Annotated in this window: 13 protein-coding genes; 8 read left to right on the top strand and 5 right to left on the bottom strand. The window is 67.2% G+C overall.

The features are described 5' to 3' along the window. Window positions 1–15: 15 nt before the first annotated feature. From MF607_RS02745 to MF607_RS02730, 4 genes are all read right to left on the bottom strand, one after another. The gene (locus MF607_RS02745) at window positions 16–861 is read right to left on the bottom strand and encodes a fumarylacetoacetate hydrolase family protein (RefSeq protein ID WP_242115945.1); all 846 of its coding nucleotides are present in this window, start codon (window positions 859–861) and stop codon (window positions 16–18) included. Continuing rightward, window positions 861–1,265, bottom strand: coding sequence for a GlcG/HbpS family heme-binding protein (locus MF607_RS02740; RefSeq protein ID WP_242115944.1), 405 nt, complete (start codon window positions 1,263–1,265; stop codon window positions 861–863). Before MF607_RS02740 ends, MF607_RS02745 begins: the two co-directional genes overlap by 1 nt. Continuing rightward, the gene (locus MF607_RS02735) at window positions 1,262–2,818 is read right to left on the bottom strand and encodes a bifunctional 3-(3-hydroxy-phenyl)propionate/3-hydroxycinnamic acid hydroxylase (protein WP_242115943.1); all 1,557 of its coding nucleotides are present in this window, start codon (window positions 2,816–2,818) and stop codon (window positions 1,262–1,264) included. The genes MF607_RS02740 and MF607_RS02735 overlap by 4 nt, the downstream gene beginning before the upstream one ends. A 157-nt stretch (window positions 2,819–2,975) precedes the next feature. Continuing rightward, on the bottom strand, window positions 2,976–3,863 hold the full coding sequence (locus tag MF607_RS02730; RefSeq protein WP_242115942.1) for a LysR family transcriptional regulator: 888 nt from the start codon (window positions 3,861–3,863) through the stop codon (window positions 2,976–2,978). A 101-nt stretch (window positions 3,864–3,964) separates the two neighbouring features. Between MF607_RS02730 and MF607_RS02725 the strand changes: the two genes are divergently transcribed. The 8 genes from MF607_RS02725 (at window position 3,965) to MF607_RS02690 (ending at window position 11,690) form a co-directional block, all read left to right on the top strand. Continuing rightward, window positions 3,965–4,858, top strand: coding sequence for a VOC family protein (locus MF607_RS02725; RefSeq protein WP_242115941.1), 894 nt, complete (start codon window positions 3,965–3,967; stop codon window positions 4,856–4,858). 15 nt (window positions 4,859–4,873) lie between these two features. Then, entirely contained in the window at window positions 4,874–5,872 is a 999-nt protein-coding gene (locus tag MF607_RS02720) for a cupin domain-containing protein (protein WP_242115940.1), read from the top strand. 140 nt (window positions 5,873–6,012) lie between these two features. Beyond that, complete coding sequence (locus tag MF607_RS02715; protein WP_242115939.1) at window positions 6,013–6,243, top strand: hypothetical protein; 231 nt, start codon at window positions 6,013–6,015, stop codon at window positions 6,241–6,243. A 296-nt stretch (window positions 6,244–6,539) separates the two neighbouring features. Then, window positions 6,540–8,699 (top strand): TonB-dependent siderophore receptor, encoded by a 2,160-nt coding sequence (locus MF607_RS02710; protein ID WP_242115938.1) that lies wholly within the window; start codon window positions 6,540–6,542, stop codon window positions 8,697–8,699. Between the two features lie 2 nt (window positions 8,700–8,701). Beyond that, window positions 8,702–9,520 (top strand): alpha/beta hydrolase, encoded by an 819-nt coding sequence (locus MF607_RS02705; RefSeq protein ID WP_242116434.1) that lies wholly within the window; start codon window positions 8,702–8,704, stop codon window positions 9,518–9,520. Continuing rightward, entirely contained in the window at window positions 9,517–9,792 is a 276-nt protein-coding gene (locus MF607_RS02700) for a hypothetical protein (RefSeq protein ID WP_242115937.1), read from the top strand. Before MF607_RS02705 ends, MF607_RS02700 begins: the two co-directional genes overlap by 4 nt. Next, window positions 9,789–10,085 (top strand): hypothetical protein, encoded by a 297-nt coding sequence (locus MF607_RS02695; protein ID WP_242115936.1) that lies wholly within the window; start codon window positions 9,789–9,791, stop codon window positions 10,083–10,085. The genes MF607_RS02700 and MF607_RS02695 overlap by 4 nt, the downstream gene beginning before the upstream one ends. Before the next feature lie 6 nt (window positions 10,086–10,091). After that, window positions 10,092–11,690 (top strand): PepSY-associated TM helix domain-containing protein, encoded by a 1,599-nt coding sequence (locus tag MF607_RS02690; RefSeq protein ID WP_242115935.1) that lies wholly within the window; start codon window positions 10,092–10,094, stop codon window positions 11,688–11,690. A 105-nt stretch (window positions 11,691–11,795) separates the two neighbouring features. On the opposite strand, the gene MF607_RS02685 is transcribed toward MF607_RS02690, so the two are convergent. After that, window positions 11,796–12,023, bottom strand: coding sequence for a hypothetical protein (locus MF607_RS02685; protein ID WP_242115934.1), 228 nt, complete (start codon window positions 12,021–12,023; stop codon window positions 11,796–11,798). Window positions 12,024–12,043 lie beyond the last annotated feature (20 nt).

The raw sequence follows: 12,043 nt of genomic DNA, 5'->3' as shown, positions 1-12,043 counted from the left end.
GTTGTCGTGCGTGGATCAGGCCGCGTCGGCCTCGTCCACGACATGGTTGGTCAGCGTACCGACCGGGCCGATCGACACTTCGACACGGTCACCGGACTGCATCCACAGCGGGGGATTGCGCTTCGCGCCGACGCCGCCGGGGGTGCCCGTTGCGATCACGTCGCCGGGCGACAGGGCCGTGAAGGTCGAGACATAGGCGATGATCCGCGCGATCGGGAACAGCATGTCGCGGATCGGCTGATCCTGGACCACGACGTCGTTCAGCCGGGTGACGACGCGCACGTCGTTCAGGTCGCCCGCCTCGGCCGGCGTTACCAGCCTGGGCCCGAAGGCACCGGTGCCGGGGAAATTCTTGCCCGGCGCGAACTGGGTCGTATGCCATTGCCAGTCGCGCACCGATGCGTCGTTGAAACAGGCATAGCCCGCGACATGCGCCAGGGCGTCGTCCTCGGCGATCGCCCGCCCGCCGCGCCCGATCACCACCGCCAGCTCGCCTTCGAAATCGAGGCTGGTCGACACGCGCGGCCGCAGGATCGGCTGGCGATCGGCGATCAGGGTGTCGGCAAAGCGCAGGAAGATCGACGGATAATCGACCTTGGCACGGCCGGTCTCCTGCCGGTGGGTTTCATAATTATGCCCGACGCACATGATCTTGCCCGGATCGGGGATGACCGGCAGCAGCAAGATGTCGCGCGCCGGCAGCAACGGCCCGTCGGCAAGGCTTTCGAGCGCCCCCGCCGCGATCGCGGCCTTCAGGGTCGGCGGCGCGCCCGGCACCGCGCTGCAATCGGCGATATCGTCGCCGTGCAGGCGGCCGAAACCGGTGGTGCCGTCGGTGCGGCGGAAGCTGACGAATGCCATTATCGATCTCCGTGAAAGGCGGCGACGCCCGCCTGTGCGCAGGCCGCGTCGATAGCGGGGGTATCGCCGCTGACCCCGATCGCGCCGAGGATGGCGCCATCGGCATCGCGGATCAGCACGCCGCCCGCCGACAGCGCCAGCGCGCCACCGGTCGCGACCGCGACACTGGTGAAGAAAGCCGGGTTGGCGCGCGCCCGTTCGGCGATCCCGGCGCTGTCCTGTCCCATGCCGATCGCGCCCAGCGCCTTGGCCCGGGCGATGTCGTGCCGGAACAGGCTGGCACCGTCCTGTCGGGCGAAGGCGACGGGATGACCGCCCGCGTCCAGCACGATCGCGGCGATCGGCAGGTCGCGGACAGCGGCGAGCGTGGCGTCGAGTGCGACCCGGGCGGCGGCGAGCTTCATGCCACCACCGCCATGCGCAGGCCGAGCGCATCGTGCATCCGCGCGATCAGCGCGGCAGCATCGCCATCGGACGTGCCGAACACATAGGCGTCGGGACGCACCAGCACGAACCGGGCGGCGCGCGCCTGCAACCAGCGGGCGAGCGTGCCGTCGTCGCCGATCGTCGCGGCATCGACCAGCGTCATTGGCACGCCGGCGGCGGCGACGGCTGGCCGCGCCGCGTCCGCGGCGACGCTGTCGATTGCGACCAGCCGCCACCCGGATCCGGTCACGCCGTCGAGCAACGCGCCGTTCGCGACGCGCGGCTGAACGAAGCGCTCGCCCGCCCCCGCCGTCCCGTTCGCGACGATACCCGCGCGATAGGCCGGGATAAGGTCGGCGGCGGTGCCGGTCGCCCCGCTGCGTGCCCGCTCGCGCATCGCGACGTCCCGTTCGGCCGCACGCACCGGATCGAGTTCGCAGATGTACCGCCCCGCCTCAACCGCGGCGGACACGACGGCGCGGACATGCGGGTCGCGTTCGACCTGATAGCTGTCGAGCAGGCGCGGGTCCGCCTGGTCGCCGATCACCAGTGCCAGCTTCCACATCAGATTGGCGACATCGCGCATCCCGTGGCACATGCCCTGCCCGAAGAATGGCGGCGTCTGATGCGCGGCATCCCCGGCGAGGAACACGCGACCCGCGCGCCAGCGTTCGGCGATCAGGCCATGGAACCGATAGGTCGCCGCGCGCAGCAACCGGTGCGGCACCCCGTCGAGATAGGGGGCAAGCAGCCCGGCGACGACGTCCGGACGGGTCATCGCCGCCTCGTCCTCGCCCGGCAGCAGCATGAATTCCCAACGGCGGATGGTACCGCGCCCGGGCACGATCGTCGCCGGGCGGGCCGGATCGCACATCATCACCGACAGCTGTTGCAGATCGGCGCCTTCGGGCACGCCGGTCAGCGCCGGAAAGCGGACCGGCGCGTCGACTTCGGCATCGACGACCAGCCACGGCTCCTCGAAATGCAGGTCGTCGAGCGCGATGCCGAGCGTCTTGCGCACCATGCTGCGCGCGCCGTCGCAGGCGATGACCCAGCGTGCCCGCACCCGATCGGTCGTGCCGCGATGATCGAGGTGCAGCGTGACCCCGTCCGCATCCTGTTCGAACCCGGTCAGTTCGGTACCGTTGCGCAGCGTCACGCCGTCGAACCGCGCCAGTCCGTCGCGCAGAAGCGCTTCGAGTTCGGGCTGGTAGAAGAAATAGTCGTTGGCCCAACCGAACGGCTTGGGACGTCCCGCCGTGCCCATATAGCGGATGACGCCATGATCCGCGCCGATATGCAGATGCCCTTCGGTCTCCCGCATCGCCGGGGCGAGCACGGCGTCCAGCCCGACCGACTGGAACAGGCGCATCATTTCGTGATCCAGATGCACCGCGCGCGGCAGGGGGTGCGGTCCGTCGGCACGGTCGATCACCAGGACGCGCAGGCCCGCGGTGGCGGCGATGTTGGCGGCAAGCGCACCGACCGGACCGCATCCGATCACCGCCACGTCATACGCGGCGCTGCTCATCGCGGCGACGTCGTGCAAACGGGGCATGGACGGGAATGGCACGCCATCGATCAGGTCCTCTCATGCCGCCTGTTTCGGCGGTCGGGTCCTTCATCCGGGCGATCATCAATATTGTAAAATACTGGATTTTTCGATCGGCATAGGAATTACCTATGCATCAGATACCCTTGAGCATCGCGTCGACGAACGCCTCGCCGATATCGGACAGCGATCGATCGGCAAGCATACGGATGCCGATATTGCGGGTGATCTCCGCGCCTTCGATCGGCAATGCCCGCAACAGCCCCATCGACAGTTCGGCAGCGACCACGCCGCGCGGCAGGACCGTCACCCGCTCGCTCCGCCGGACGATCTCCTTCGACGTCAGCAGCGAATCGCACCGAATGACGTTCAGCGGCAACGGCACCTCCGCCGACAGGAACAGGGCCTCGATCTGACGACGGAAGGCGCCACCGGCATGGGGCAACACCCACGGCATCCCGGCGATCTCCGGCAATGCGACGCTCGGCCCCAGCGAGTCGTGCGCACGGCCCACGATCAGGGCGAAGGGATCCCGCGCGATACTGCGTTCGGAAATATCCTCGGGCGGCGGCTCGATACCGGTCGTCACCACCGCCACCTCGATCTCGCCACGTCGCAACAGGTCGGCGAGATGCGCGTCCGATCCTTCAAGCACATGGACCGCGACATGGCCGCCCTGCTCCATCCGCCCCAGCGCCGCCGGAACCAGGCTGACCAGCGCGCCGGGCGTCCCGCCGATGCGCAGCGGTCCGGCCACGCCATGGCGCGCCAGCTTCACCGCCTCTTCGGCTTCGCGCAGCAGGGCGTCCATGCGTTCCGATCGCTCGAACAGGGCGATGCCGGCGGCGGTCAGCACGATGCCGCGGCGTCCACGATCGAACAGGCTGCCGCCCAATGCGTGTTCGAGCTGGCCGATCGCGACCGACACCGATGGCTGCGATATGTTGAGCCGACGCGCCGCGCCGCTGATCGACCCCTCGCGACAGACCGCCAGGAACGTTCGAAGCAGGCGGGGGTCGATCATAGTCCATACCTATACATGTCTAGGTATCTATTATTTTACATCGCAAAGTCGGGTGCAATAGGAGAGGATAGACCGCGATGACGCGGCGTCGGAGAGGAACCATGGCCCGTTTCCCGGTCACCGCGCTGCGCAGCGTCGACCTCGTCGTTGCCGACCTCGGCGCGGCGGTGGATTTCTATTCGCGCATCTGGGGCCTGACCCTAGCCGAACGCAGCGCCACATCGGCATGGCTGCGCGCGACCGGTAGCGATCCGCACGTGGTGGCGCTTCATGCCGGCGAAGCCTCCGCGATCCGGTCGACGACCTTGCGGGTCGATCCTGCCGCGGACCGCGATGCGCTGCTGACCCGGGCGCTGGCCGCCGGTGCGCGGCTGATCCGCCCCTTTGCCCCTGCCCACGACCACGGCGGCGGGACGATGGCGATCATCGCCGATCGTTGCGACCGGACGGTGCGGCTGGTGCAGCATGACGCCATGGTACCGCCGCTTCCCGCCGCCGCCGACCGACCCGAACGGCTCGCGCATGTCAACATCAACAGCGACGACGTGGCGCGCGATACCGCCTTCTTCGTCGAAGCGCTCGGCTTCGCGTTGACCGACCGGTCGAAGATGATGGCGTTCGTGCGGACCAATGACGACCATCATTCGATCGTGATCGCCGACGCGCCCGTCAACACGCTCAACCACGTCGCCTTTCAGCTACCGACCTGGGAAGGCGTGATGCGGGCCGCCGGTCGCATGGTCGACCACCATTTCCCGATCGGCTGGGGACCCGGACGGCATGGCCCCGGCGACAATGTCTTCACCTATTTCGTCGATCCGGCGGGCTTCGTCGTCGAATATACCGCAGAGGTGCTGCAGGTCGACGACAGCTACCGCGTCGGCACGCCCGACGACTGGACCTGGCCTGCGGGCCGCACCGACCATTGGGGCATCGCCCCGCCCAAGACGGCGGAATGCAAGGCGGCACAGCTCGCCATCCCGTTCGTCCGATAATCACAGGAGAGAGCGATGACCCATACCCCCCGCCTGCCCGGCAACACCGCCTATGTCCTGCGCGACGGGAGCGGCCCGGCGCATCTGGTCGCCGGACAGGTGATCCGCACGCTGGCCGGCGTCGAGGAAACGGCCGGGGGCTTCGGCGCGGTGGTATGCGACGCGCCGCTCGATCGCGGGCCGATCCCGATGCACTGGCACGAACGCGAACATGATACCTGGTATTGCACGCGCGGCCGGTTGCAGGTGTGGTGCGGCGACCGGTCGCGCGTGTTGACGCCGGGCGATTTCGCATATGTCCGCCCCGGCGACACGCACAGCTATCGCAGCGTCGCGCCCCGCACCCGCTTCTTCGGCATCGTCGCGCCGGGCGGATGGGAGGAGTTCTTCGTCGACGCCGGTGAAGTATGGGGCATGACCGGCCTGCCCGAGGCCGATCGTCCGTTCGACTTTTCGCGGATGGGGCCGGCAATGGGCAAGCATCGCATCATGCGCGTCGACGCGCCCGTCTATGCCGACGCCGCCCCGATGGACGATGCCGACCGGGCGCTTCCGGCGGATCATCGATCCTATTTCCTCGACGCCGGATATGGCGCACGCCATGCGTTGCGTGGCCATCTGTCGACCCAACTTCTAGGTGCCGAGCAGAGCAACGGCCTGTTCGACATGCGGGTGATCGAGGGCGGGCGCGGCGCGACGCTGCCGACGATCCGGCACGCGGCGACGCACCTGTTCCTGTACCTCCTCGACGGGTCGCTGGAGGTGACGATCGATGGCGACGCGCACCTCGTCACCGCCGGCGATGCGGTCAGCCTGCCGGCGGGCACGGCCTATGCGACGCGCATCGTCGGCGGGACGGCGCGCTGGCTGGCGGCGAGTTCGGGTGGCAATGGCGGCACCTTCTGGGACCACGCCGGCACGATGACCGACGCCTTTACCCATCTTGACGCATCCGGCGGATCATTGTCGCCCGCCGCCGGTCTCGACTTGGCGATGGACGCCGAAGCGCCCTGATACCCTAATGTCGCGCGGAGGGGATCACCGAGTTCATCATCGATTTCCGCTATAATGGCGCGGCGTGCAGCGCTGGTCGTGGGAGATTTACTGGCTGACCGGCGGAATTTTCATGGAATTCCGCACTTTGGTTCTTAGGCTTGGTCCAGACCAGCGATCCCCCCGGGCAAAAGGCCGCGGCGGTCGCGGAAGTTGATGTCCGCAAGGGCATCGCCGTCGCGATTTTCGCTGGACATGGGGTCGATCACCTTCGGAACGCTGTCGGTCTTTGCGCTGAAGGAATGGAAGGACGCCGCGCCACGATATGTTCCGGGGTCGCGCTGCTGATTCTCGCCACCATCGGGATTGGCTCTGGCAATATGATTGCGTGACCTAATCCCGATACGACCCACAAAGCTGCCGCACGGCGCCTTCGTCCTTATGACGAAGTCATCATCATGTGCTCAGCGGCGGCGGACGGCTTCCGGTGCGAAGCAGACGCAAGGTAGCTGGCGAGCAATTGCGGCCGCGTCCCGATTCGGCAAGGCTGGGGCTTTATCAGACTTCCAGCCATCCCAGCCACTTACCAAATGCGATTGACTCGCATTATCTTGGGTTACTAGACGCCCCTCGAAATCTTTCGGGAAATGCGCCGTCGGGGACGGCGAACAGAGGGGGCGGGAGACCCATGAAGATATATTGGGGTATTGGATTGATGCTGTCCTCGGCAGCATCGCCGGTGGCGGCGCAGGACAATGGCGACGTGCTGCGCGATACGGATATCGTCGTGACCGCGACGGGACAGACCCAGGCGACGTCGGGCACGAAGACCACGACGCGGCTGATCGAGGTGCCGCAGTCGATCTCGGTCATTACCCGCGAGGAACTGGACGTCCGCGCGGTCCACAGCGTGACCGAGGCGCTCGCCTATACCGCAGGGGTCCAGGCCGAGCAGGACGGCATCGACAGCCGCGCCGACAGCTTTTCGGTCCGCGGCTTTTCGGCGGGAAGCTTCAGTGACAATCTGTTCCTCGACGGCATTCGCCTGCCGGCGGGCGGGCAATGGACGCGCACGGCCTTCGATCCCTTTGCGCTCCAGCAGATCGAGGTGTTGAAGGGCCCCTCGGCCGTGCTGTTCGGGCAGGTGGCGCCGGGCGGTATCGTCAATCTGGTGACGAAGCACCCCACCGCGCAACCGCGCGGCGAGATCATGCTGCAGGGGGCCGGGTTCACCGAGCTCGGCAAATGGCAGTATCAGGGCGCGGCGGACGTGTCGGGGCCGCTAGTCGCCGACGGCACGATCCGCGCGCGGCTCGTCGGCCTCGCACGCTATGGCGATGCCCAGATCGATGCGATCAAGACCGGGCGCTACTATATCGCGCCGAGCCTGACCTGGGTGCCCGATGCGGCCACCAGCATCACGCTGATGGCCCAGTATCAGCGCGACGAGGGCGGATCGACCTTCCAGTTCCTGCCCTATGTCGGATCGCAGCAGCCGGGCGCAGGCGGCCGCCATATCCGCCTTGACGCGTTTCTGGGCGAACCGCAGTTCAACACCTATGACCGCAACCAGTATCTGCTCGGATACGCGTTGCGCCGCGCCTTTTCCGACCGGTTCGAACTGCGGCAGAATGGCCGCTACACCCGCGTCGAGACGCTGTTCCAGGGAACGGTGCTGCGCGGAGGGACGCTCGCCAACGGGCAGACGATCAATCGTCGCGCGGTGCAGGGCATTGGTCATTCCGATGGCTATGGCCTGGATACGCAGCTTGAAGGTCGTATCGACACCGGCGCGCTGGCGCACCGTGTACTGGTCGGCGTCGACATGCTCGATACCGAGTGGCGGCACCTGCGCGACCTGTCGACGGCCGTTCCGCCGATGCCCGATATCTTCAACCCCGTGTCGCAGGGTATCGGCAGGGTCCTGCAGACGCTTGCGCCGCAAGTCCATCTGAATGCACGGCTGGAGCAGGTCGGCGCCTATGGCCAGGATCAGATCACGCTCGGCCATCTTCATGTCACGCTGGGCGCGCGCTATGACTGGGCAAAGAACCATCAGGTCAACGAACTGGCGCCCGGTACCACCGATCCCGTGACGCTGACCAAGGCGGACAAACCGACGTGGCGGGCGAGGGTCACCTGGGTTTCGCCGCGCGGCATCGCGCCTTATGCGAGCTACTCCACCTCGTTCCAGCCGACCACCGGCCAGTATTTCGACGGCACGCCGTTCAAGCCGACGACCGGCGAGCAATATGAAGCCGGCGTCAAATACCAGCCGCATGGCAGCAACGCGTTGCTCACTGCCGCGCTGTACCAGCTTACCCAGAACAACCTCGCCAGTCCCGACCCGGACGAAAGCCATGTCTGCGCGGGCACGACCTGCCAGGTCCAGACCGGACAGGGCCGCATCCGGGGGATCGAGCTGGAGGGCAAGGCGACGCTGGTCGGCGGCCTCAGCATGATCGCGACCGGCACCTATATGGACAGCGAGATCACGCGCGGCGCGCCCGGGCAGCAGGGCAACCGGCTGGCGCAGGTGCCCGATTGGATGGGGTCGCTGTTCGCCGACTATCGCTTTGCCGAGGAGGGCGCGCTGGGCGGAGTCGGACTGGGCGGCGGGGTACGCTATGTCGGCGTGTCGTACGGCGATACCGTCAATGCGTATCGTGTACCCAGCTACACCTTGTACGACCTGTTCCTGCGCAAGGCCTTTGCCAGCGGCATCATCCTGTCGGTCAATGCGCGCAACCTGACCAACCATCGCTATGTCGCACTGTGCTCGTCGCCTGCGGCCTGTTTCTACGGATCGGGACGGACGCTGAACCTGCGGCTGCAATACCGGTGGTGAGCATGTTCGCGGCGGTGATGCTCATGTCGGCGGCGCCCGGTGCGCCGGTCACGAAGGAGCCTTCAGCGGCGACGCCCTACACGCTGTCGAACAGCGTCGAGCAGGTCGTCCATGCCGAGAATGGCGAGGCCTATCGCATCATGATCGCCTGGCCGGAGGGACCTCCGCCGCCTGCGGGCTACCCGGTCCTGTATGTACTGGACGGCGAGGACAATTTCGCGATCGCGGCACTGACCGCCCGTCGGCTGGCGCGCGCCGGCGCGCGGACGGGTATCTCCGACGGTATCGTCGTCGGGATCGCTGCCGGGCCTTTGCCGCGCCGCACTCGCGACTATACGCCCGCCACCCCGGGCTGGACGATCCCCGCGAACCGGCCTGCCAGCGGCATGACCACGGGCGGGGCCGAAGCGTTTCTGGATTTCGTCGAGCGGCGGGCGCAACCACTGGTCCGCCAGCGCTGGCGGGTCGATCGCTCGCGGGAGACGTTGCTGGGGCACAGCTTCGGCGGTCTGCTCGCGCTCCATGCGGCATTGACGCGACCGGCGATGTTCGGTGGCGTCGTGGCGGTCAGTCCGTCGCTGTGGTTCGGGGACGGCCTGATCGCGCGGGAGGTCGCGACGGCCAAGCATGTGCCTCCTATATTGATCGCCGAAGGCGATGGCGCCGCCGTCGCTCCGACAGAACTGATCCGGTCGATCGATCGGAGGGGGGACGCTGGTCGGGCGCGCTTCCTGCCACTGCCCAGCCAGTCCCATGGAACGACCATGCTGGCGGCGATGGCTCCCGCGATCCGCTTCGCCTTTCCGGGAGCGGAACGATGATCGCGGCGTGGTGCGCGGCGTTTGCGACGGTCGGTGGGGCATTGAGTGTCTATGTCGGCACGCCGCATCAGGCGCTGGTACGTCATGGTGCCGGCAGCCGTCCTTACCGGATGACCGGATCGCTGCTCCTGCTGATCGCGCTGGTGCTGTTGCTGACGATGCAGGGACCGGCGACCGCCGTCTTCACCTGGGCGACGGGCGCCATGTTGGTGTGGAGCATCGTGCCCGCCATCGTCCGCTGGTGGCGGTTCCACCACGAGGCGGCGCGATGAGCCGCCCGCCGCTCACCAGTCGCGACTGGTTCGGGAAAATATCGGCCGCCGCCATCCTCGGCTTTCCCCTCACGCTCGCGCTGACCTGTATTTTCGCAACCCTGTGCGCGACCGACGACGACGTCTTCAGCGCACAGCGACAACTCGCCATGTGGCTCGCGTCGCCGATCTGGTGCGCGATACTCGGCCTCTGTTTCCTGTTCGGCAGCAGCGCGCGGGCATGGGGCTGGCTCGCGTTCGCCAATCTGCTCGCTTGGGCGCTCTACATCGCCACTCGCCTTGTTCTCGGATGATCGCCGATGCGAACCGATATCGTAAAGACCTATAAGGACGTCCATAGCTGGGTCGGCATCATCGCGGGACTGGCGCTGTTTATCGCCTTCTACGCTGGCGCGATCACGATGTTCGCAGAGCCGTTGAACCGCTGGGCCTCCGCGCCGACCGACATCTCGCCCCCGCCGTCGCTCGATCGTACGTCCGAGTTGATTGAAAAGGTGCTGCGCGTCCGACCGGACGCGCGTGCGGCCTATACCGTGCATCTCGAAACCGGTCCCGATCAGCCCGCGCGGGTGAGCTGGACCACCGGCACCCGCCGCGCGCCCGGCCCGACCTTCCTCGCCGCGCTGGCGCCCACCGGCACGTTGCAGGTGATCCGACAGGACGCCTCACCGGTCGCGGAGTTCGTCGACGTGCTCCACCAGAAGGTCGGCCTGCCGATCAGCCGCAGCGCGGCGATGCCGGTTATGGGCGTGATCTCGCTGCTCTACGCCGTGGCGATCATCTCGGGCGTCATCTGTCTGCTGCCCAGTCTGGTGAAGGACCTGTTCGCGCTACGCTTCGGCAAGAACGTCAAGCGGATGTGGCTCGACCTGCACAATCTGCTCGGGCTGTTCAGCCTGCCGTTCCACATCGTGATGGCGATTACCGCCGTCATTTTCGCCTTCCACGACCAGATCTACGACGCGCAGGGCGCGGTGCATCAGGTCGGTGCGGCCCGGGTCGAGCGGCGCGCGCCATCGCGGCCCGGGCCGGCGCTGCCGCCCGCGTTCGAGGCGGTGCAAGGCACGCTGTCGCCCGCCGAGCTGCAACGGCGCATCGCGACCCAGGCACCCGGCTTCGCGCTTCGCTCGATCACCTATCGCTACGATGCAAAGGACGGTGCGCACGGCGACATCACCGGCGTCGATCCGCGCTATGGGATGCGCGCGCCGACCTATGGTCGGGCGGAGATCGACACGCGCACCGGCGCGATTACTGGCGCCGACTATATGCCGGGGCGGCAGGGGCCTTGGTTCGCGGCGGTGACATCCTTCTTCACGCTGCATTTCGGCAGCTTCGGTGGTGCGCCCGTGCGCTGGTCGTATTTCCTGCTGGGTCTTGCCGGTGCGTTCCTGTTCTACTCGGGCAATCTCCTTTGGATCGAGAGCCGTCGCCGCAAGGAGCGCAAGGCAGGCGCGGTGACGCAGACCCGCACCACCCGCGTCCTGGGGAGTCTGACCGTAGGCGTGCCGCTGGGCTGTATCGCCGGCATCTCGCTGACGATCGCTGCCGCCAAATGGCTTCCCGCCGACAAGGGCGATATTGCCATATGGCATAGCCGCATCTACTATCTGGCGTTCGTCGTGGCCGTCCTCTGGGCACTGATACGTGGCGCAGCGCGCAGCGGATCGGAATTGCTGTGGCTCGCGGCCGCGGCGACCGCCGCCATTCCGCTCACCACCCTGCTGTCGCCTGTGCTGGCCCAAGGCTGGAGCCATGCCGGCGCGAGCCGACTGGTCGATTTGGTCGCGCTCCTCGGTGCGGCGGGTTTCGCCTTCATGGCGCGCGCCGCCCGGCGGCGGGCCGTGGCGGGGCCGCGCGACAGCGTCTGGGCCGCTCCTGCCGCCGCAACGCCGTAGAAGCGCGACTTGAACTTTTCCGCCGTCCGCGCCGCCGGGATCACCGGCGTCCTTGGTTTGATCTGCTGGGCGATCAGCGATGTCCTGCTGGTGAGCGGCGCAGCGTCACCCGATCAATTCCCGCTGTTGTTGCGGGACTGTGCCGATCACATTCCGTTCAAGGCGCTGGTATGGATGCTGCCATTCGCCGCGTTCTTGCTGCTCTTCCGTGCCAATGCCTGGTCGCCGCTCGGCCGTGCGTCCTTCTACTACCGCCACGCGAACGGCATCGGAATAGCTCCTATCCGCCCCCGGACGCTTGAGGATGAACAGGTCATAGGCGGCGACCGTCACGTAAATACATGCTGCGTAAC

Source organism: Sphingomonas lacusdianchii (genome assembly GCF_022664395.1).
In the GTDB taxonomy this organism is placed as follows: domain Bacteria; phylum Pseudomonadota; class Alphaproteobacteria; order Sphingomonadales; family Sphingomonadaceae; genus Sphingomonas; species Sphingomonas lacusdianchii.
The sequence above is the reverse complement of the archived record's forward strand: the minus strand, read 5'-3'. Positions and strand labels throughout refer to the sequence as shown.